This is a genomic window from Octadecabacter arcticus 238 (assembly GCF_000155735.2).
In the GTDB taxonomy this organism is placed as follows: Bacteria; Pseudomonadota; Alphaproteobacteria; order Rhodobacterales; family Rhodobacteraceae; genus Octadecabacter; species Octadecabacter arcticus.
The window spans coordinates 39,964-61,206 of sequence record NC_020910.1; the positions used below are offsets into that span (position 1 = coordinate 39,964).

At 54.7% G+C, this 21,243-nt stretch carries 19 protein-coding genes and 6 pseudogenes; 12 read left to right on the forward strand and 13 right to left on the reverse strand.

From position 1 onward, the window contains the following. Nucleotides 1-34 precede the first annotated feature (34 nt). From OA238_RS27835 to OA238_RS35390, 6 genes are all read right to left on the reverse strand, one after another. Nucleotides 35-718, reverse strand: coding sequence for an IS6 family transposase (locus OA238_RS27835; RefSeq protein ID WP_015497753.1), 684 nt, complete (start codon nt 716-718; stop codon nt 35-37). Between the two features lie 254 nt (nt 719-972). Then, on the reverse strand, nt 973-2,388 hold the full coding sequence (gene tnpC / locus OA238_RS27840) for an IS66 family transposase (RefSeq protein WP_015494436.1): 1,416 nt from the start codon (nt 2,386-2,388) through the stop codon (nt 973-975). Between the two features lie 286 nt (nt 2,389-2,674). Further along, the gene (gene fdxA, locus OA238_RS27845) at nt 2,675-3,004 is read right to left on the reverse strand and encodes a ferredoxin FdxA (RefSeq protein ID WP_015497754.1); all 330 of its coding nucleotides are present in this window, start codon (nt 3,002-3,004) and stop codon (nt 2,675-2,677) included. A gap of 397 nt (nt 3,005-3,401) precedes the next feature. Further along, nucleotides 3,402-4,196: a succinate dehydrogenase iron-sulfur subunit gene (locus tag OA238_RS27855; RefSeq protein WP_015497755.1), complete on the reverse strand. Its 795-nt coding sequence runs from the start codon at nt 4,194-4,196 to the stop codon at nt 3,402-3,404. A 1-nt stretch (nt 4,197) separates the two neighbouring features. Then, entirely contained in the window at nt 4,198-4,536 is a 339-nt protein-coding gene (locus tag OA238_RS27860; protein ID WP_044039154.1) for a hypothetical protein, read from the reverse strand. Nucleotides 4,537-4,647: 111 nt separating this feature from the next. Beyond that, the gene (locus OA238_RS35390; RefSeq protein WP_187293223.1) at nt 4,648-4,821 is read right to left on the reverse strand and encodes a glutaredoxin domain-containing protein; all 174 of its coding nucleotides are present in this window, start codon (nt 4,819-4,821) and stop codon (nt 4,648-4,650) included. Nucleotides 4,822-5,296: 475 nt separating this feature from the next. Between OA238_RS35390 and OA238_RS27870 the strand changes: the two genes are divergently transcribed. From OA238_RS27870 to OA238_RS31130, 7 genes and pseudogenes are all read left to right on the forward strand, one after another. Further along, nucleotides 5,297-7,249 carry an aconitate hydratase gene (locus OA238_RS27870; RefSeq protein ID WP_015497756.1) on the forward strand — a complete coding sequence of 651 codons (1,953 nt, stop codon included), beginning with the start codon at nt 5,297-5,299 and terminating at the stop codon, nt 7,247-7,249. A gap of 61 nt (nt 7,250-7,310) precedes the next feature. Continuing rightward, nucleotides 7,311-7,502: a hypothetical protein gene (locus OA238_RS34385; RefSeq protein ID WP_245581591.1), complete on the forward strand. Its 192-nt coding sequence runs from the start codon at nt 7,311-7,313 to the stop codon at nt 7,500-7,502. 24 nt (nt 7,503-7,526) lie between these two features. Next, the gene (locus tag OA238_RS34390; RefSeq protein WP_083906921.1) at nt 7,527-7,898 is read left to right on the forward strand and encodes a DDE-type integrase/transposase/recombinase; all 372 of its coding nucleotides are present in this window, start codon (nt 7,527-7,529) and stop codon (nt 7,896-7,898) included. 133 nt (nt 7,899-8,031) lie between these two features. Continuing rightward, nucleotides 8,032-8,649 (forward strand): MarR family winged helix-turn-helix transcriptional regulator, encoded by a 618-nt coding sequence (locus OA238_RS27880; protein WP_015497757.1) that lies wholly within the window; start codon nt 8,032-8,034, stop codon nt 8,647-8,649. Then, nucleotides 8,646-9,854, forward strand: coding sequence for a P-loop NTPase (locus tag OA238_RS27885; RefSeq protein WP_015497758.1), 1,209 nt, complete (start codon nt 8,646-8,648; stop codon nt 9,852-9,854). The genes OA238_RS27880 and OA238_RS27885 overlap by 4 nt, the downstream gene beginning before the upstream one ends. Beyond that, entirely contained in the window at nt 9,847-11,106 is a 1,260-nt protein-coding gene (locus tag OA238_RS27890; protein WP_015497759.1) for a DUF6522 family protein, read from the forward strand. The genes OA238_RS27885 and OA238_RS27890 overlap by 8 nt, the downstream gene beginning before the upstream one ends. Before the next feature lie 35 nt (nt 11,107-11,141). Beyond that, nucleotides 11,142-11,411, forward strand: a pseudogene (locus OA238_RS31130) (DDE-type integrase/transposase/recombinase); the annotation flags it as partial. Between the two features lie 25 nt (nt 11,412-11,436). Here OA238_RS31130 and OA238_RS33270 read toward each other — a convergent pair. Next, entirely contained in the window at nt 11,437-11,577 is a 141-nt protein-coding gene (locus OA238_RS33270; RefSeq protein ID WP_187293224.1) for a hypothetical protein, read from the reverse strand. An 84-nt stretch (nt 11,578-11,661) separates the two neighbouring features. Here OA238_RS33270 and OA238_RS27895 point away from each other — a divergent pair, with 84 nt between their 5' ends. Beyond that, a complete protein-coding gene (locus OA238_RS27895; RefSeq protein ID WP_015497760.1) occupies nt 11,662-12,624 on the forward strand; it encodes a sigma-70 family RNA polymerase sigma factor in 963 nt (320 codons plus the stop codon). A gap of 563 nt (nt 12,625-13,187) precedes the next feature. On the opposite strand, the gene OA238_RS27900 is transcribed toward OA238_RS27895, so the two are convergent. The 3 genes from OA238_RS27900 to OA238_RS27910 all read right to left on the reverse strand — a co-directional run bounded on the left by OA238_RS27900 (nt 13,188) and on the right by OA238_RS27910 (nt 15,673). After that, complete coding sequence (locus OA238_RS27900; protein WP_015497761.1) at nt 13,188-13,871, reverse strand: IS6 family transposase; 684 nt, start codon at nt 13,869-13,871, stop codon at nt 13,188-13,190. Nucleotides 13,872-14,034: 163 nt separating this feature from the next. Next, the gene (locus OA238_RS27905) at nt 14,035-15,351 is read right to left on the reverse strand and encodes a type II toxin-antitoxin system HipA family toxin (RefSeq protein WP_015497762.1); all 1,317 of its coding nucleotides are present in this window, start codon (nt 15,349-15,351) and stop codon (nt 14,035-14,037) included. Beyond that, on the reverse strand, nt 15,341-15,673 hold the full coding sequence (locus OA238_RS27910) for a helix-turn-helix transcriptional regulator (RefSeq protein ID WP_015497763.1): 333 nt from the start codon (nt 15,671-15,673) through the stop codon (nt 15,341-15,343). Before OA238_RS27910 ends, OA238_RS27905 begins: the two co-directional genes overlap by 11 nt. A 355-nt stretch (nt 15,674-16,028) precedes the next feature. On the opposite strand from OA238_RS27910, the gene OA238_RS33275 reads away from it, so the two are divergent. The 4 genes and pseudogenes from OA238_RS33275 to OA238_RS34395 form a co-directional block, all read left to right on the forward strand. Continuing rightward, entirely contained in the window at nt 16,029-16,238 is a 210-nt protein-coding gene (locus tag OA238_RS33275; RefSeq protein ID WP_187293225.1) for a hypothetical protein, read from the forward strand. Nucleotides 16,239-16,376: 138 nt separating this feature from the next. After that, a pseudogene (locus tag OA238_RS27920) lies at nt 16,377-16,658 on the forward strand (transposase); the annotation flags it as partial. A gap of 72 nt (nt 16,659-16,730) precedes the next feature. Further along, nucleotides 16,731-18,223, forward strand: a protein-coding gene (locus tag OA238_RS27930) for an IS3 family transposase (RefSeq protein ID WP_085982824.1) whose coding sequence is annotated in 2 segments (ribosomal slippage) — nt 16,731-17,181 and nt 17,181-18,223 — 1,494 coding nt in all. Because the reading frame shifts where the segments join, the coding sequence is not laid out codon by codon here. A gap of 40 nt (nt 18,224-18,263) precedes the next feature. Continuing rightward, nucleotides 18,264-18,500 (forward strand): annotated as a pseudogene (locus OA238_RS34395) (IS5 family transposase); the annotation flags it as partial. A gap of 55 nt (nt 18,501-18,555) precedes the next feature. Here the strand turns inward: OA238_RS34395 and OA238_RS31135 are convergent. From OA238_RS31135 to OA238_RS27945, 3 pseudogenes are all read right to left on the reverse strand, one after another. Then, nucleotides 18,556-18,684 (reverse strand): annotated as a pseudogene (locus OA238_RS31135) (ISL3 family transposase); the annotation flags it as partial. Nucleotides 18,685-18,837: 153 nt separating this feature from the next. Next, nucleotides 18,838-20,097, reverse strand: a pseudogene (gene tnpC / locus OA238_RS35395) (IS66 family transposase); the annotation flags it as partial. A 42-nt stretch (nt 20,098-20,139) separates the two neighbouring features. Further along, nucleotides 20,140-21,116, reverse strand: a pseudogene (locus OA238_RS27945) (IS5 family transposase). Nucleotides 21,117-21,243: the final 127 nt, after the last annotated feature.

The following is a 21,243-nucleotide window of genomic DNA, read 5'->3' on the forward strand; positions in this document are numbered from 1 at the left end:
GTGGCGTTTGAGTGCGGGCATCGCCCGGACATAATTATGCTGCGAGCGCCGCAAACTGCTGAAACGCGGTGAGACCGTTGGCATGGAGCTGCCCCTTTCGGATCATGTGCGCAGTCTCGATTCCAGCCAAGGTCGCCTCGGCAGAATGGAAGGCCTTGAAGCCTAGCATCGGCCCCGTGATCCTCTTTACGAAGCGATGATCCTGTTCGATGATGTTGTTGAGGTATTTGACCTGCAGGATCTTGATCGTGTTGCCGGAGCCCATGAACTTCAGAATTACATTGACGCTTTCCAGACCCGCCAGATTGGCGCCGCTCTTGTCGATGACAACACGGTCAGGCACGCCGTTCGTGCCAATCGCGCGCTTGAAGAATCGACGGGCTGCTGCCTTGTTGCGACGCTCAGACAGCATGAAATCAAGGGTTTTCCCCGTGTTGTCGACAGCGCGGTAATAGTAGGTCCATTTGCCTTTAACCTTGATGTAGGTTTCATCCATACGCCAAGATTCTGCAGTCGGCTTCTTACGCGACTGCGCTTGTGTCGCCAGCAGCGGCGCAAACTTAACCACCCAACGGTTCAGTGTCCCATGATCAACATCAACGCCGCGTTCCTCCATGATCTCTTCAAGATCACGGTAGGAGACCTGGTAGCGGAGATAGAAAAAGATCGCGAAAAGGATCACGTCCTTCGGGAAGTGCGTACCCTTGAAATCGATCATTGCCCTACATCCCCGACCCGTTATGTTTGCCCAAAAAGCATTGCCCCATTACGAACAGACGGGAAAGCCCAAAAACTTTGCGACAGAACCCAATTCTCTGCCCCTATTGCGCGACCTTGTTTCGCTATGATTCCCAACTCGGTCCCAATGAGTCCGATCCACAGGATTGCGTATTTTTGGACAATGTTAATAGATAAAAACAGTAACTCCCAAGGACCCCATCGGATATCGGGTTTTGTGTTGCCCTTGCGACGTTAGAGCCGAGCGATGATCTGTTGTGGTGATAGGGTGAGTGTTTCGAGGATATTGCCCCCGTGTTTTCTGACCGTCGAGATGACGGATCTGATGTCAGCGAAGACCTGCGCGCCCTCGAGGGTGCGGAAAGTTCCCGAGATTTTCATGCGCAACTTCATCATGCGCAGGTCCCGTTCGGCCTGATTGTTGGTGAAGGGAACTGTGAAGTCCGTAAGGAACCTTAGGACGTCATCACGGTAGTCGCGCAAGCGGACCAGAAGGTTATGGCCTGGCCGCCTGGCTTTTCGGCCTCGCGCACCAGTGCGTCTAGCCAGTGGGTCTTGTCGCTCATGGAAGGCGAGGCCCTCGGTGAGGATCGCCATGTATTTGGTGAGGATGCCGTGGTGAACCGACGTGGGGAGTTCGGTCTCGCCTCGCCCCTGAGCCGCGCACTTGAGCTGATTGGCGCTGTTGAGCAGCACGCTCATCGCGCACGCCCACGGCTCCTTTTCGATTTCTTCGATGGCCTTGAGTTCCCGTAAATGATGCGCCCCGCACAGGGCGTGCGCGTCCACCCCACTCATATGGGCGTAATAGGACTTCCAGTGGTCATGAACAATTGTCCCGCCGGTCAGGAAGGATGGAACAGCACCGCGCTTGGCGCTGATGCGATAATGCGTGAAGGCGAGATCGCTGATTGAGTGCAGCCAGTGCAGCTTACCAGCAACACGAAGTCCGGTCTCATCCAGATGCCGAACGCCGCCTTCATTGAGCCGGGCCAGAATGTGTTCGACGACGCCACCCAAGGTACGCGCTGTGCCGTTCACCCAGTTGGTCACGCTGGCCGCGCATAGGCTGGTGGCACCAAACAAATCACGCAGGAGTTGGCAGACCCGATCCTCGGGGATCAGCTGCTGAACATTGCAGTAGACCGCCGCCGCCCGAATGCGCTTACCGTATTGCACGTGTGCATTCACGCCATCGGGAAAGGTGGCTGTCGTCGTGGCTCGGCAATGGCCACAACAATAAATCGCTGCCTGATGCTCTGTGACCTCCAGACGCGGCACCGGTATGTCATAAACCTGACGCCTCTCCACCGCCTTGATCATCCCAGCCGTCAAGCCATGCTGACAGGTGCCACAGGCCTCAGCCTCATGTCGCTCCACAAAGTCAGGCGTTGCTGTCTGACGTAGGGTGTCGCCTCGGTGGCCAACTTGGCCACCACTTTTCTTACCGGACTTACCACGCAGGCTACGCGGTACCGGCTTCTTCAACCCATCACTCGAAGGCGGCTTGCTACTATTACTGCTGTTCTTGGCCAACTGACGCCGCAGATCCGCATTCTCTTGCGCCATGCTCGCCAACGCGGCTTCCAACTCGGCGATCCTGCGCAGAGCCGTGGCGAGGAGTTGTTCAAGAGCAGTAACTTGGTCCATTCCACCAATGATTCAGAGAAATCGTCACAGCGCCACGAAATTCAGACCACAACAGAAAATTCATGCGCCTAATAACCAAGGAGACTCACATCAAAACTGACAAAAACCCGTTATCGGCTGGGGTGCTTGGGAGTTACTAAAAACATTGAATTTCCCACAATTCGTGCAGGCTTAGCAGCCAACGCACTCCATTTGGTGCTTAAATGTCCTACCAAGGCGACGTTTTGTCCAGATTGACACATGGCCATGAACTTGCGGATCAGTCGTAAATAAAATTAGGTTCTAATTATCTGGGCTTCGAGCTGAAATACTTGTCGAACTTGTTCTCCATCCCGTCATATTCTTCAGCATTGGCCAGAGCCTCACTTTGTTGGATGATGTTCGGCCATTTGGCGGCAAATTTGCTATTGAGTTCAAGCCAAGTCTCGGCACCTTGATCGGTGTCAGCAAGGATTGCATCTGCAGGACATTCCGGTTCGCAGACGCCGCAATCAATGCATTCGTCCGGATGAATGACGAGCATGTTCTCGCCTTCGTAAAAGCAATCAACGGGGCAGACTTCAACACAGTCCGTATATTTGCACTTGATGCAGGATTCCGTTACTACGTAAGTCATGTGAGGCCTTTAATTTGTGTCCGAAACGCTCTTGCGAGAACGCGCTGCAGCATTTTTAGGCTGAGCATCTGAAAGGATCTCTTCGATGTTGACATCAGGTGCTTAGCTATCAATTTTTCGATGTCGTTAATGCCTTTCGATGGGTTCAGACAATCAGGAATAAGATCGATAAACTGTTCACTGTAAACCAGACTGTCTCGGCAACCATCGGGGCCCGAGCTTTGGATCATAGACTACTTCCTGCGATTACCAGTTTTCTGGAGTATTGATTTAGTCCCACCAATTGTGAGGCCAATGCGAAAGCATTGAGCGAAATATTTTTGATACTAGTGAAGGAAACCCCAAACTCAGCATTCTGATAGGCAAATTTGTATTGGCAGAAGATTTGTGTCCAGTTTTACACTTTGCGTTTGAGCATGCGTTTCTTGATCTCAGCTATTGCCTTTGCCGGATTAAGGCCCTTAGGACAGGTAACTGCGCAATTCATAATCGTGTGGCAGCGATAGAGTTTGAATGGGCCTTCAAGATCTTCAAGCCGTTCGTCCGTCGCCTTATCTCGGCTGTCAGAGATCCAACGATGAGATTGCAGAAGCGCCGCTGGGCCCAGAAATTCATCAGTTCCGTCTTTGTCGCCATTCCACCAGTAGCTGGGGCAAGAGGCGGTGCAGCAGAAACAGAGAACGCAGCTGTCCAGCCCTTCTAGCTTATTACGGTCTGCAGGACTCTGTAGGCGCTCGTGCTCGGGCGTCGGCGTATCGGTTTTAAGCCAAGGCTCGATTGACGCATATTGTGCGTAAGCATGTGTCAGATCCGGCACTAGGTCCTTGACGACTTGCATATGTGGCAACGGATAAACTTTCACATCATCCCTGATATCACTGATAGATTGTATGCATGCCAGTGTGTTGATGCCATCAATGTTCATAGCACAGGAGCCACAAATGCCCTCCCGGCAGGACCGCCGGAAAGTCAGTGTTGGATCGATTTCGTTCTTGATCTTGATGAGAGCGTCCAAAACCATTGGGCCGCAGGTGTCGAGATCCACGGCATAGGAGTCTATGCGGGGATTCTCTTCGTCGTCCGGGTTCCAGCGGTAGACCTTGAAAGATTTCGTTCTCACGGCGTTGACAGGTTTTGACCAAATATGACCGTGGGTCATCCGTGAATTGGCTGGCAAGCGAAGTTGAACCATCCTAGTAAATCTCCACATCGGTGTCTTGAGCGATGTAATTTAACTGCTGAGTGGTTAGGCAGATGCTCGCCGCGTTGTCTCCATTCACAAGCATTGCCTCATGAGGCCACCCGCTTTGAGGTTTGCTTAAGCTATGCGTTGTAAGGCGATACTGGCCGAAGGGAATGACGCAGCCGTCCTCTCCTGGAAGAACAATGGGAAAACAGACGTAAACGACCTGTTTCGCAATCTCAACCACCGGATCGGCGAGTTTTGGTACGTGCCATGAGGCTACAGGCAGCAATTTTGTGTCCCAGTCATATGCAGTGTGTTTACCGCTTGTTGATATAGCAGGTGTCATTAGCATGTCCTTTCTCCCTGACTTTATGCAACAGGGCCTCGTCCATCATAAACTTTCCCAACTCGTCGCTTTCATGAGACTGCAAGCGATGTCGTAACCCCTGACGAACCGTCATCTTCCATCCAATTGCGGGATTGTGGGGCAATTGGTAAATTTCTTCACTCTTTCTTTGATCTCGTTATGTTCAGGCACGTTTATGTTTTTGTAAGGAAGTTTCAGGTCAGCCAGAAACTCCGACACCGCAGATGAAAAACCACATTGCGGCGCTTCCGTCGCGTCCTTCACGTAAAGTACAATCTCATTTTTTGGTCTGCGATTTGATGGTTTTGAGCATAGTTTTCTGATCCATTAAATTCTCCTTTGTATTGCTCGCAGTTGTGATGGAATGAACGCGAATACTGGGGATGTTGTTTGTTTGTACGTTGGCAGTTCGGGGTCCAGACACTCATATTGACGTTGCAGCTATTTTGCGTCTTGCCCCCACCACCATATCTGCGGGCTTTATAGTATCAAAACGAAACTACTTTATCATAGATTCAAAACTTATATCTTGTCAATATGGTTTTGAAACGATATTAAATATCGTGAAGAAAGTAGACATCCAAAGGCCCTGAGAGACACGTCTCTTGATCCCTCAGTTGTCACTCTTAAGCACGATCCGGACGGCGCACATTGGGTTAACGCTACCGAAGGAAATCTGATGGGGATGCATCCTGTTGCCAAAACTGCTGGCAAATGAGTAACGAATATGGAGAATGTCATGAATTTTAATGTTGCACAAAAACTGATCCAATCGCATCTGGTCGCTGGCGAAATGACGCCGGGTGCCCCAATTGAACTTAGGATCGACCAGACCCTGACCCAGGACGCCACGGGAACCCTTGCCATGCTGTCACTGGAGGCGATCGGGCTCGACCGTGTAAAAACCGAGGTCAGCGTCCAGTATGTTGATCATAACTTGCTGCAAACCGATAATCTGAATCCAGACGATCACTTGTTCCTCGAAAGCATCTGCCGGCGCCTTGGGGTCTGGTACTCGCGGCCAGGCAACGGCATTAGCCACATGGTGCATATGCAGCGCTTCGGCAGGTCCGGTGCTTCTCTACTGGGGTCTGACAGCCACACGCCTGCGGCCGGCGCGCTTGGCATGCTGGCAATCGGAGCGGGTGGCCTCGATGTGGCGCTTGCCATGTCGGGCGAAACTTTTGAGACGGCCATGCCTGAGACTTTCGGCATCAAACTCGTGGGCAAGCTTCCCGACTGGGTCAGTGCCAAGGACGTGATCCTCGAGATGCTGCGTCGGCACGGGGTCTCGGGCGGGGTCGGCAAGATCATCGAATATTACGGCCCCGGCTTGGCTGACCTCACCGCGATGGATCGTCATGTAATTGCCAATATGGGCGCGGAATTGGGCGCGACATCGACAGTTTTCCCATCTGACCAAGAGGTTAAGCGCTTTCTCGAAAGCGAGGGAAGAGGCGCGGACTGGGCTGAGCTCACCGCCGACAGCGACTGTGCTTATGGTTTTCATGACGAGATTGACCTCTCAACTCTTGTGCCCTTAATTGCCAAGCCGTCAAGCCCGGGCAACGTCGTGCCTGTCAGCGAGGTCGAGGGTGAAGATATCTATCAGGCCTATATCGGATCGTCGGCCAATCCGGGCTGGCGTGACTTCGCAGTTGTATCCGATATCGTGCGTGGAAAGGTGGTCCCGCCGGCGGTTTCCTTCGACGTTAACCCGTCCTCGCGTCAAACTCTCGAAATCCTGATCGCCGACGGCCGTCTCGGTGCCATGGTGGCCGCCGGGGCACGGATACATCAGGCTGGCTGCAACGGGTGCATCGGCATGGGGCAGGCCCCCGCGGTCGGACGCAATTCACTGCGAACAGTGCCGCGCAACTTTCCGGGCCGATCGGGGACCAGGGAAGATTCTGTGTTCCTCTGCTCTCCCGAGACCGCCGCTGCCTCGGTGCTTACGGGCAAGATAACCGATCCCCGATCTCTCGATATGCCTTACCCGCGACTTAGATATCCAGAGAAGACCGTCATGACAGTGGCGATGCTCGATGCACCACCCCAACAGGATGAAGCTCGTTCTGTCGTGGTGGTCAAGGGGCCGAACATCAAATCGCTTCCAGTGTTCGACCCGATGCCTGACACGCTCAAATTGCCGGCGATCCTGAAGATGGGCGATGACATCTCGACTGACGAGATCATGCCACCGGGCGCGAAGGTGCTGCCTTTCCGTTCAAATATCCAGAAGATTGAGGAGTTTTCGTTCGAGCGCATTGACACGGGCTATGTTGAGCACGCGCGTGCAGTGCGTAGCACAACAGGTCATTCGGTGATGGCTGGTGACAATTATGGCCAGGGCTCGTCGCGTGAGCATGCGGCAGTAGCACCACGCAACCTCGGTTTGAGGCTCGTACTGGCCAAAGGTTTCGCGCGCATCCATCGGCAGAATCTAGTCAACTACGGTGTTCTGCCGCTCGTATTTGCCGAACCGAAGGACTATGAGCGGCTTGAGCAAGGTGACGTGCTCATCGCGCGGGACCTGCATCAAACGCTGGCAAGCGGCGGCGATGTCATCCTTGAGGTCGAGGGCAAAGGCGCCATTTCCACCAGACACGGCCTCACCGAGAAGCAGATTGCGGTGATTCTGGAGGGTGGCCTTATCAACTGGCGACGCAAGTCACTGGCGGCGGAGGCATGAGGTGGGCACTGTCAGAGCAAAATCGGTTGAGGCGGGCAGGGTGAGCAATTGGCGTTACGGGATGACAAAACGCAGCCCTTTTCGCTACTTCAAGACGAGCTCGGAGGTCATTCGCCTGGCCGTGATGATGTATGTCCGTTTCCCGTTGTCGTTTCGGAACGTGGAGGATCTGTTGCTTGAGCGTGGCATCGACATCAGCCACGAAACGGTTCGGTTTTGGTGGAACAGATTTGGCCCGCTGTTTGCCGCATAGATCCGCGAGAAAAGGATCAGCCAGATGCGCGCATATTCAAATTGGCAGTGGCACTTGGATGAGGTGTTCATGAAGATCAACGGCGAGACGCACTATCTTTGGCGGGCTGTGGATCACGAAGGAGAAGTTCTGGAAAGCTTCATCACAAAGCGCCGTGATCGCAAGGCAGCCTTCAAATTCCTGAGGAAGACCATAAACGCCATGGTTGCGCACATATCTTCGTCACAGACAAGCTACGTTCCTACGTTCCTACGGTGCAGCGATGAAGGTCATCGCTGCAGCGCCGACAAACAGGAAACTGGCCGCTGGCTCAAAAATCGAGCCAAGAATTCCCGCCAGCCATTTAGACGAAGAGAGCGGGCCATGCTTCGATTTAGGCAGATGCGAACTTTATAGAAATTCGTCGCCGTCCACGCGTCTGTTCACAACCATTTCAACCAAGAGCGCCATCTCTACAACCGATCAAATCCCATCTAATATAAAGTGATCTATCATTGTGTAACTGGTTCGATTTCGCTATCAAAAGGCCATGACATATACATCAAGCGGCTCTGACGAAATCGCCGAACTCCTCATTCATATCGGGCGTTCTTCGCGTGGTGAGGACTTGGCGTCCCCCCTGACTGCGGCGCAATGGACTTGCCTGCGGTTTTTTGCGCGCGCCAACCGAGTGTCGCGCACACCATCCGCGTTCGCCAGCTTTCAGGTTACCACGCGGGGAACGGCCTCTCAGACGATCAAAACTCTGGAGGAGAAAGGGCTTCTTGCGCGGTTTCGTTCTGATCGTGACGGCAGGAGTGTTCGCCTTGAGATCACCGAGCAAGGCAATGAAACCCTTAACGCGGACCCGCTGGCAGATTTAATGCGTCTGATAGACCTCATCAAACCGAAAGAACGCGCAGCGTTTTTGGCAACTCTGTCGCTCCTGTCCGAAACCCTCGCGGGACTGAAAGGGGCGCAGGCGTTCGGCACGTGCAAAGCCTGTACGCACTACACATCATCAGACGGTGGGGGCTATTGCGCCTGTATAGCGGCAGAACTGGCGCCTGACGACGTTGGCAAGCTTTGCGTGAACTTCGGCAGTGGCGATGTTGTGCCAGACTCACCAATTCTATCGAATAAAATCAGAAAAGGTCGCGCGCAATGACGCAACAAGACACGAACGCAAAAGCAGCAGAGTCCAGCCAACAGGGCGGGAAAAGCGAACGCAAGCTTATCGCAATCAGCAGTGGTAAGGGAGGCGTCGGTAAATCAACCGTAACTACCAACATCGCTGTGGCATTGGCCCAGATGGGGCTGAAGGTCGGCGTTGTTGATGCTGATATTTACGGGCCTTCCATTCCGGGAATGCTCGGCATTGCGGGCAATCGCCCCCCTGCCATGTCACCGGACAAAAAAGTGATCCCGGCGCAGGCCTTCGGCGTTAAAGTGATGTCGATGGCAATGCTGTCGGACGATGACAGCCCCGCTATCCTGCGCGGCCCGATGGTGACCAAATATCTGCAAATGTTTGTCGCTCAGGTAGAGTGGGGCGAGCTGGATGTGTTGCTTTTGGACCTGCCCCCGGGAACCGGTGATATCCAGCTGACGCTTGCACAGGCGTTTCCGTTGACGGGTGCTGTCGTGGTCAGCACGCCGCAGGATGTCAGTCTGAAAATTGCGCGACGCGGACTGCGCATGATGCAACAGGTGAACGTCCCGATCCTTGGAATTGTGGAGAACATGAGCGGCTTTGCCTGCGGGTCCTGCGGTGAAGTCACGCATATCTTCAGCAAGGGCGGCGGTGAAGCTATCGCGCGCGAAATCGGCATGCCTTTCTTGGGCGCGGTGCCGATCGAACCTGAAATTGTAGACTCAGGCGACGCCGGTAAGCCAATGGTTATCGCCCATCCAAACAGCGCGGCTGCACTGGTCTATGTCAAGATCGCCGAGGCGCTGGTCGGCGGCAGTTCCGCGAGGGGTGGCCTTGCGTTGCCGTTTGATTGGCACGTGTCCGAGGGTACGGGACAACCCACCGAAGCGGCCCCGTTGAGCTATGGTGGCGCCGCTGACGTGCCTGTCTCACTTGATCACGACGAAATTGGGCTGATGATCCGCTGGCAGGACGGGTATGAACAAACAATCGGGTCGCGCGATCTTCGGCTGAATTGCCGCTGTGCGGCCTGTCGCGACGAGATGAGCGGCGCGGCAATCCTTGATCCCTCCAGCGTGCCTCAATCTATTACGCCGACACGGATATGGAGCCTTGGAAATTACGGCCTTGGGCTGGCTTTCAGCGACGGGCACAGCACTGGTATTTATACATTCAAAGCCTTGCGCGCAATGCAAAGCGTAGAGGTTGAGGATGTCTGAACCTGCAACGCGCCGCCGCATTCGGGTACAGCCCACTGTAAAAGACCCGCAAACCCTGCGTTTTATTCTTGAGGCACCCGTCCAAGACAGCACATCAGTATGCTACGACGATGCAAGCGCGGACGCCCCGCTAGCGAGGGCATTATTTGCCATTTCGGGTGTGCAGCGTGTCGAGGTTGACGGTGCTTCAATCTATGTAAGTCGCAGCACGGATGTGGATTGGTCCGCGTTGAAAGCCCCAATTGCGGTTGCAATTCGGGATGTTCTGGATAGCGAAGCCTTGCCATTGGGACAACGGAGCGAAGCGCCTAAGGGTGAAGATGCGCTGCTTTTGCTTGCCGTCGCTGAGCTGCTCGACTGCGAGGCGAATCCAGCAATTGCCAGCCACGGTGGCAGTGTCGCCGTCGAGCGCGTTGAGAACAGTGATGTCTATCTGCGGATGTCTGGCGGCTGTCAGGGATGTGCTGCCTCATCCGCCACCTTGCGTCAGGGCATAGAAACCATGCTGCGTGCAGGCCTTCCGGCAATTGGTGAAATCATAGATCTTACGGACCACGATGCTGGAACCAATCCTTTCTATGAGGGTGCGCAGGGGACGTCTCCGACCTTGAACCGGCCACTGCCACCCGGGACCATCGACTGGGAAGACGGACAGATCATTATAGATCCCGAATACCTCGCACCGAAACTTGGGCTGACGCCAGACACCTTGCGCGCAGGCATGCGCAACGGTGACATCGTCAGCACCTCCGAAACCGGGACTGAAGATCACGCAGGAAAGACCCGCATCACAGTGCGCACGCCGGTCAGAGCCTGGGCGGCAGAAGTGTTTGCTGATGGCACAGCCCGCGAAGCACCACCACCGCGTGCAAGGCCGATTCAAGGCACTGTCGGGGAAACGCTGGCTGACCAAGTTCGACGATATCTCCAGAACCTGCCCGAAGACAAAGTGCCAATTACCTACGGAAAACTTGCGCGCGCGCTTGGATATTGGGCACCGGGTTCGATCGCCAAAGTGACCTCCGCACTCGAGGCCACAATGCGCGTGGATGCAGCGTTATCGGCACCCTTCATCGCAGCGCGGGCCGTCAGCCGCGGCGGGGATGGACTCCCCGGCAAGGGCTTTTTTGAACTGGCGCAGGCGTTGGGACGTGGGCCCACGGATGGCGAAATTGACCGTGCCTTTCACGAACGGCTTCTAGGTGAAGTCTCATCCACGCTCAAAAAAATTCAGGAAGCTGCTTCAGGGTAGTCGCTTGAGCAGATTGTTCGTGGGGTGGATTTCCGTATGGTGTGGCGATGGAGGTGATCGGCAATGTGGACAAACAGGAAACGGGCCGCTGGTTCAACAATAGAGCCGAGAATTCACACCAGCCATTTAGGCGAAGAGAGTGGGCAATGCTTCGATTTAGGCGGATGCGAACTTTACAGAAATTCGTCGCCGTCCACGCTTCCGTTCACAACCATTTCAACCAAGAGCGCCATCTCTACAATCGATCAAATTTCAAGCTGAATCGCACCGCCGCTCTTACCGAGTGGCGCGGTCTTGGCGTAGCCCAACGGATTGAGGTTGCTGGAAAAATCAGACTGGTTCGCTTTTGTCTGACAGCACCGTCCATTGCGCCGCCGTCAGGTCTGATCCTGCATCGGTCCCGCGTGCTGCCCGCCCAAAATAGACGAGTAGTTCGGTGATTTTTCCTGTGTTGGCTGGACTGTCATTCATGGAGTATTGATAGCTTTTCGATACTAGTATTGACAAGCAGTTCTTGCCAATACTAGTATCGAAGCGAAATCAAATGTGTAGAAAATGAACAAATCTTTCCCAGCACCCCGCGTGGCCCGCAATCAGACGGCGCGTCCAGAATTCCTTGACGCGCCCACCGAGGCACGGCTTGCCAGATGTTGGCGCGACAAAGGCGATGTCGCCGCCCGCAATCGTCTGGTCACTTCGCACCAAGCTCTTGCGATTGCGGCGACCAGCCGAGCGGGGGGCAAAGGCCGCGAGCTCGATAGCGATCTTTTGCAACATGCAAATATCGGGTTGTTGAAGGCGGCCGATCGCTTCGACCCAGACAAGGGTTTTCGATTCTCCACCTATGCGGCTTGGTGGATCAGGGCGGAAATCCAGGACTACAAGCTCCAGGGTTGGTCCCTCGTAAAGCTTCCCAATTCAGCATTCGGCCGTAAGTTGTTCTACAACCTGAAGCGCGTCGAAACCCGACTGGTGGCTGAGGGCGAAGTTCCGCCCGAACACCTTGTTGATCGAATAGCGACCGATCTTGGGGTTACGCCCGAACAGGTTGTGTTGATGCAACAAAGACTGGCCGCACCAGATGGGTCCCTAAACCGTCCCGTCAGTGACGATGGTGGCACAGCGCAACTGCAAGATCTGCTTGAGGATCCGGATGCGGACGTCGAAAAGGAAGTTAGCGCACGTTTGGATTCCCGTGCCTTCTGGACCACACTGTCCTTCCATCTAAACCGGCTTTCAAAGAGGGAACAGGAAATCATCATAGAAATCTATGTGTCTGACACGCCAAAAACGCTGTATGAGTTGGGCGAACAGTTTTCCGTTTCCCATGAACGTATTCGCCAGATCCGCGAAGCCGCTCTTACCCGACTGCGTGCGTCGTTTGCGGATACTGCGGCCTCCAGACAGAGGCGTCGGACAACGGATTCGACGGATTCGAGGACTGGGAGGATCGATTCAAAGCTTCTGCCAAGTCGTTCGCACAGTCTTTCCAGGCTGGCGACAGCGTGCGTGTTCTGAGTTTCGTCTTCGACCGGCTGTACGTTCTGCGTAGTCAGCTTGTTCACGGCGGCTCAACCAGGAACAGCGGCGTCATCATCGTCACTCACGGCCCTGAGCTGTCGTTCGCCTCGTGGTCGAGCGCTGCGGTGCAGCTTCACCAGACCGGCCATTCGTCCATCTTGCAGCATTTTCGGCTGGTGAAGGTCGGGAGAGCGGACGGAGCTGCCCTTTAGCTTTCGTAATTGAAAGTCCGCTATGAACTATCGCTGTTTCGATGAAAGAGACTTTGATCAGGCATCTATATGCAAACAATCCGGGGCTTCACGGCAGCCTGAGACCTATATTCTGTCGAGATGTCACAGCCGATCTCACGTAGTCAGCTTCCGCGCCGCCAATAATGGCAACCAACAGACGGCAGATAACCGCCTGCATTTGCAAATTTAGGTTTCGGTTTGAACCCCTTCCCTCAATCGCAAAGCCGAGCGGCTCCCCCATATACAAGCCTTCGTGGATCGTCGGATTGCGCAGGGTTCTGTCGCAAATTTTGGTGGCGTTTGAGTGCGGGCATCGCCCGGACATAATTATGCTGCGAGCGCCGCAAACTGCTGAAACGCGGTGAGACCGTTGGCATGGAGCTGCCCCTTTCGGATCATGTGCGCAGTCTCGATTCCAGCCAAGGTCGCCTCGGCAGAATGGAAGGCCTTGAAGCCTAGCATCGGCCCCGTGATCCTCTTTACGAAGCGATGATCCTGTTCGATGATGTTGTTGAGGTATTTGACCTGCAGGATCTTGATCGTGTTGCCGGAGCCCATGAACTTCAGAATTACATTGACGCTTTCCAGACCCGCCAGATTGGCGCCGCTCTTGTCGATGACAACACGGTCAGGCACGCCGTTCGTGCCAATCGCGCGCTTGAAGAATCGACGGGCTGCTGCCTTGTTGCGACGCTCAGACAGCATGAAATCAAGGGTTTTCCCCGTGTTGTCGACAGCGCGGTAATAGTAGGTCCATTTGCCTTTAACCTTGATGTAGGTTTCATCCATACGCCAAGATTCTGCAGTCGGCTTCTTACGCGACTGCGCTTGTGTCGCCAGCAGCGGCGCAAACTTAACCACCCAACGGTTCAGTGTCCCATGATCAACATCAACGCCGCGTTCCTCCATGATCTCTTCAAGATCACGGTAGGAGACCTGGTAGCGGAGATAGAAAAAGATCGCGAAAAGGATCACGTCCTTCGGGAAGTGCGTACCCTTGGAATCGATCATTGCCCTACATCCCCGACCCGTTATGTTTGCCCAAAAAGCATTGCCCCATTACGAACAGACGGGAAAGCCCAAAAACTTTGCGACAGAACCCGATGGAGTACCTTCGAATCACTCAGGCCGAAGCCGCGTGAGTCTCAAAAGACCTCAACCTATACAGATAAAGTTAGCCCAACAATTGCTCCCGCGATTGTTCAAATAGACTGCTGAGCGCGATGTGGTTTGGGCCTAAGCCGACAATGCAGTACGGGTTAAGGAATTGCCGCCCTCCAAAGAGAGTTTTGTCGGTTAAGTTGAGGTTTGCCAGAGCGCAGACCGCATCCCATTCATCGGCGATCGTGACGATCTGTTGTTTGATGATTTGGGTGGCGTCTTCGTCCGTGAGGAGGAATTCTGGTGCTGCGGCAAGGCAACTGCTCAGTGTGCTCATCCGGTTGTCCCCCTTGATGAGCATCGCCTGTGTCGCTTCATTCCCTGTGCGACCTTGCGGGCAGATGTCATAAGCGGGGGATAGCGAGAGCATTTTGCCGTCCCAAAAGGCTGCATGATTGCGGGCATGATCGTCCGTATTGCCGCAGAGTACATTAAAGCAGATCCGGCCAAACAGTTCTCGCAGCGTCTCCTTGGGCTTGTTGAAGCGGTGACGAATGATCTCGGCTAAATCCTCATAGGAGGCATAGCGCGCCATCATCTCATCCAGCCCAAGGATTGTCAGCGCAGACACCATCGTTTTGCGATGCCAATCCTCACCTGTGCGGGTCCGGTCAAAGCGCTCGATCAATAGCACGTCTTTGCCGCCCGCCTCGATCATCGAGACGGAAGCGACGTCTAGGCCGCACGCAGTAGCCAACTTCATTGCGATGAATTCCGCTTTCACAACGCTATAGAGGTCTCCACTTGCCGAGAATTTGGCGATCAACTTGCGATCACCGCGATCGATAAGCGCTTTGGGCCGTGCGCCACCGATAGACGTGCCATGGTTGAGCGCTTGATCAAGGCCGGGTGGCAGCGGGACGCCTTTCTCAATGAGACTGGCTGCCTCGATGAGTTCCTCATATGTCGCTTCGGATTTCTGACGCGGCACATACTCTGTCGCCGATGCTTGGAAATCGAGGGCACCAATGCGGTCAGAGCCGGATGCAAGCAGGTAGGATATTTCTGTGATGTTGGCGACTTCGGCCTCACCAGCCTTTGCCCCCACCAAACGATTGATGATGACACGCCGACCCCAAGCATCCGGAGAACCGTCGCGAATGCAGCTGGCCATCGAAAGCCCAGCCGCAGGCTCAATAATACCTCGGCGAAGCGGGAGTTCCGGCTCATATATCGGTATTGCATCCTTACGGTCGAGGTAACTTGCGCCGTAGTTGAGGACGATACGGTCAGCATCTTGAGTGATGCGCCCTGCAACGACAGGGGCGGCGCTTTCCGGCAGCCAAATCCAGACAAATGCATCGGTGTGTTGAGCAAGTTTAGAAGTCATCGTTGACCTCCTGCTTGGATGCCCGGACGCTCTTTGGAAGAAGTGTTAGTTTTTCATCAAGGCGGGCATTGTGAATGGCCAGTTCGCTCTCATCGACATCAAACAGACGAACGCCGACAAGCGTCGCGACCTCGAAGACCGTGCCGATCTCGGGGCCAGGCTCTCCTTTTTCGATGTTGTACAGTGTCGTGCGGCTAATGTTTGCACGGTCCGCAAGGTCTTGCGCCGTCATGCCGCGTTCAGTGCGGCCGACGCGGATCAGTTTGCCGAAGACAGACAAAGCCTGCTTCGTAACCCGTGAGTAGCTTCTCTTGCGCTTCATGTCGCACCGCCATTGTCTAATTAGATGGACGTGAAGATCCTTACGTCCAATATATTGAACGAATACTGTTAATGAGGAGTTGAGTCAAGTTTCTGTCCAGTACTCTGAACGCAGTGACCCTTTACGTACATATAAATGGACGAAAGCGGTTCTTGGCGCATGTATAACGGCCAACCGACCCCATCAGAATTTGCGGGAGAGTACTGAGAACGAGACGTTTCGTTATCAGGTTTGGCGGAGGCAGGTTCTCTTGATTGAGACGTTGTCAGTCAAATTGGGGCTATTTCGCAAAAGTCATCACAGGCGTCACGTTCAAAGACGGAATTGAAGCCATCAACCCCAGCAAGATCGCCGCATGACCGACAAGTCTCAAACACCAGATTTGACAATAACTCAGGGGGCGGCTGCCCATGGAAATTGCGGCCCGCATGAAACTGTTATTGATCCCGCGCATTACGGCATAAAGCGGCAAAACCATGAACGGCAGCAGGATATGCGTCATCGCAATAATGGTGGTACTGTCGCAAAGTTTTTTCTTGAAGAATTTTGTTCTTCGCAGGCCTAAGTTTAGGCCTCTGGAATGCCAAATTATCTAAAATTCCTGCCACACAAGAGAAAATTTTCGGGAACTTGACGTCCAAATGTGTCAGGCGGAGAACAAAATTCTAGTTTTTTGATGCGTCGCCAAACTTTGCGACAGAACCAACGTAAGTCGTGGCGCAAGCTGCACCTTGGACTGGATCTCACAACTGGAGATATCGTTTGCTCCGATTTGACAAAAGACGACGTAGGCGACCCAACTGCTTTGCCCGAACTTCTCGATCAGATTGACGCTCCTGTTAGCCGCTTTTTGGCGGATGGCGCCTATGATGGCGATCCTACCAGCGATCTGCTTGTGGACCGTTTTGGTGAAGCTATAGAGATTGTAATTCCGCCTCCGATCACGGCCGTTCTCAGCCTCGATGCTGCCCGTGATCCAACGCCCCCCTCCGTGCCAATAAGCGTGAGACAATTGACTGGCTAAAGTTTACACTTGAGGGCGTAGGAGAACGAACCCATGGTTATGCCTTCACAATCACCACTTTCGCCAGATGCTGGATCTGGAGCCGTTTTGGCCCCAACGTCGCCTCCCCGCGTTGTTAATGCGCCGTTGGCTCCCACAGCGGAACTGACGAGCATCCCGAAGCGACGCAACTTCACAGCCAAATACAAACTGCGCATTCTGGATGAGACGGACCAAGTGGCAGACACTGGCGGGGTTTCCGCCATTCTACGGCGGGAGGGGCTTTATTCCTCTGCACTGACCGATTGGCGCCGTGCGCGGGCGGCCGGCACATTGGGTGCATTGCAGCCAATGCGCCGTGGCCCACAAAAGGCACCTGCCAATCCATTGCAAACTGAGCTGGCCAAGGCCAACCGTGAGGTGACAGCCTTGCGGCGCCGTCTGGATCAGGCGGAAGCCATCATTGCCATCCAAAAAAAAGTGGCGGGACTTCTGGACGAGATGGAGCAGACGCAAGAGCGCAGCGGCAAATCATGATGGCCGTCGCGATTGCATTGCCCACCGGCAGCGGCTTGACCTCGGCTGTCTGCGCCGCGCTATCATTATCGCGCGCGAGCGTTCTTCGACAGCGTGCGGCGCTGACGGCACCACCACGCACACGCCCACCGCGCGCAGCGTCTTCGCGGGCTCTACCGGAAAGGGAAAGAGACCAGGTATTGCACCACCTGCGCGAACCCCGCTTTGCGGATCAGACGCCCACAGAGGTCTTTGCCACCTTGCTGGATGAAGGCACCTATCTGTGTTCAATCCGCACGATGTATCGGATATTGGCCGCGCAGGGCGAAGTTGGCGAACGCCGCCGACAGCGCACACATCCCGTCTATCAAAAGCCTGAACTTCTAGCTGAAGCCCCCAATCAGGTCTGGTCTTGGGACATCACCAAGCTGATGGGCCCGGTGAAATGGTCCTACTTCTATCTCTATGTCATTCTCGACATCTTCAGCCGCCGCGTTGTTGGCTGGCGCGTCGAGCACGCGGAGAGCGCCAGCCAGTTCAAAGAGCTGTTCATCGACGCGATGGAAAAACACGAGGTTCCACGCGATCAGCTGACATTGCATGCAGATCGCGGTGGGCCCATGAAGGCAAAGACGACAGCCCTGATGCTGGTTGATCTTGGTGTGCTCAAGTCCCACAGTCGGCCCCACACCTCAAACGACAACCCGTTCTCCGAAGCCCACTTCAAAACACTGAAATATCAGCCAGAGTTCCCCAAGAACTTTGAAACCATCGAGCAGGCTCGCGCATTCTGCCGCAGGTTCTTTGCATGGTATAACCAAGACCATCATAACGCCGGGATTGGTCTGATGACGCCCGACCAAATCCATTTTGGGCAGGCCCAAGAAATCTACACCGCGCGACAAGCAACACTAGACGCGGCATTCCTCGCCACGCCCGAACGCTTCGTACACAAACCACCAAAACCGCCTCAAATCCCGACCGCCGTCTGGATCAACCCACCAAAACCAACCGAAGAAACCCAAGCCTAAAGTCCAAAAGCCACTGTCTCAAAGTCGTTGACACGTTCCGCCCCGAGATAAACACATCGCGGAGATTCGAGACAAAGGGCGCCTGGCATGGCAAGTTAGCAGCGGCTACAATCACCGGAGCCGCGGCGAAGCACAAATAGGCCGCTGGAAGATGGTCATCGGCCCCAAACTGAAAGCTCGGAACTTTCCAAACCAAAAAACTGAAGTCAGGATTGGGACAAACATTCTCAACAAAATGAACGGGCTCGGCCGTGCCAAGTACGAGGCTGTTGCATGACCTAAATTATGGGTAAGGGCAATCTCGGACTTCGCCATATCCATGCAACACGGCTGTCTATAGCGCTCCTGCGGGCATCCCGACTGCACTGAACAATAACCTTCGCACCGTCTTCAGCCAGCTCAATTTCATTTACACGTTGCCCCTTCAGGCGTAAAACATGTTGCGAGATGTCGATGGTCATATACCTGCCCTATGTAAAGTTGTCAGAAACCTAACATATCAACAGGTTACTTGATGGTCGGCATCTTTTCTTACTCAACAAAGCGGAGAAGAGCCGGAAGGCTTTGGCGAGAACGCCCTTGCCCGGAATGCGCAGGAGTTGTTGTTCGGACTAGGCAAAGAAAGCTGTGACCTTTGGCTGGCTCAACTTTTGACGCGCGGCATGGCGGACGTCGGCAGACTGGCCGTTGATGTTACGATCAACATCATAGAGCTTGCCAATCCGATCAAGCGCCTCGCGGGCGATCTCGGATTTGGTTGAGGTCCAAAAATCATGGAAATCGCGTCGCAGGTGCGCCCAACAGGCCGCTTCGCGCAAACGCGGTACACCATCGGGTTGAGGCTCGTAGAGCTTGGCATAGACCTTGTAACCATCCGCTTGCAGGATGCCGCGGGCATTGGCCAGATGGCTGAGAACATGCTCTTCCTTCCAGTTGGACGCAAATCGATAGACAGCACCGGGTGGTGCGACCCCCGCCCAAGGACGCTGGTCACGCACATAGGCCCAGATCCGGCCTTGCCTGACACCCTTGCCCAATCCTTTGTCGCGCAGGGAGCGATCCAGCACCCGGATCGGCGTGTCATCCACTGCCCGGCAGTAAATGTTTACATGCACGAGAGGGGGCATGCAGCAGATCGCTGCCCATGATGTCGGCCTCGATCCTCTCGATCAGAGGCAGGAGGGTATTCATGGCGCGGCCGCACCAACCGACAAGTGTGCTTTCAGGAATGTCCGCGCCCATGCGGGCAAAGATCTCGTGCTGGCGATAAAGGGGAAGGTGATCATCAAATTTGGAGACCAAAATGTGGGCCAGCAGGTTTGGTCCCGCCATACTGCCCGAGATCGGGCGGCTCGGTGCGGGCTCTTGCACCATCTTCTCACAGCGGCGACAGGATTTCTTGATGCGGGCGATCTGAATGACTTTCATCTGCGCCGCGATCATATCGAGCAATTCGCTGACATCCTCACCCACCACGCGCAGATCGCCACCACAGTCGGGACAGCATGTGCCAGGATCAAGCTCCCGCCGTTCACGCAAGGTCGCATCATACACACGCGGGCGGTGGCGCAAAGCGGGCGCAGAAGGCTCCTCTGGCGACGGTTCGTCTGCCCTTCATCGATGGGCGCATCATCGTCTTCAGCCACCGCAACCAGCAGGTCTTCGAGCGCCAGTTCCAGTTGCTCGATCTCGAGTTTGATCTTTTCCGAGGATTTGCCGAATGCCAGCTTTTGCAACTTGGCGATCTGCAAACGAAGCGCCTGGACCAGCTGATCATGGACGCGCAGCGTGGCTGCGATCTTGGCGTTTTCCGCCCGCAATGCTGCGATCATAGCCCTCAATTCGGCGGGATCATCAGGTAGGCCGTGTTGCATAGATCAAGGTCAACTCGGAACGCGCCCTACCCGAGACGGAATTCAGGCGGTGCGTTCAAAACTTGGGCGGCCAAGGCCGGTTATCCGGTTGAGAACCCGAACGCCAATCCTGGCTTCTGTTTTCTGATTTTCGAAGTTGCGCGCCTTTAGCTTCGGCCCAATAACTGTTTTCCAGCGGCCCATGAGAGTTTCGCCCGGCTGCGGTGATTGTAGCCAGTGGCTTTTTGCCAGGCCATCCGCCCGCGGGCTGCGATCTCGGCGACATGCCAGTCACGTTCCGTTGGATCTTTGGCCGCATTGGGGCTCAGTATTGCGTTTGTGGGAGGTGGGATCGTGACGTCGATCGGCGATCCAAACCGAGTGGCAAGCAATTCAGATATTGGTTCTCCGTCGTAAACTCCATCTGCGAGGAACAGATCAACAGGACCGTCGACTTGAGCCAACAGGTCTGGCAGCGCCGTCGGATCGCCGACGTCATCCTTGGTTAAATCACAGCAGACGATCTCGCCACTGACAAAATCAAGACCGAGGTGGAGCTTGCGCCAAGAGCGCCGTTTGCGCTTTATTTTGTGCTTCTCCTCGAGCCAGTCACCCTCGCCGAAGATTTTTAGGCCAGTACTGTCCACGACCAAATGGACTGGCTTACCGCCTCCGGGCTTCTGCGTCGCACGCAGTGTTAGCCCACTGCTCCTGCGCGATAAGGTGGAGAAATCAGGCACTGCGATTTCAACCCCAAGCAACCCCGCGATACTGCGCATCAGGCCTTGGGTCTGGCGCAGCGGTTGTTTGAAAACCACGCCCAGCGTCAGACAAATCTCAACCGCTAGGTCCGAATACTTACGCTGGTCACCTCGGGTTGTCCGAGGCGGTGCCGACCACAGGCCAAGCGCGTCTTTGCTGATCCAAACAGTCAGATCACCGCGTTGTCGCAGGCCTTCGTTGTATTCGGACCAGTTGGTCACCCGTTGCTTTTGCTTCGTGATATTGTCACGACGAGCGGCGTTGAACTTGTGCGGCATTTAGAGCATCCTGAAAGGAACTGACCGCCTCGATATCAGCGCAGGGGCGATCCCTGCAACAACTCCACGCTGGTATGAGTTCAGATAGATGTGAGACAAAATTTTGTTGCCAAGATTTAGGCGACCT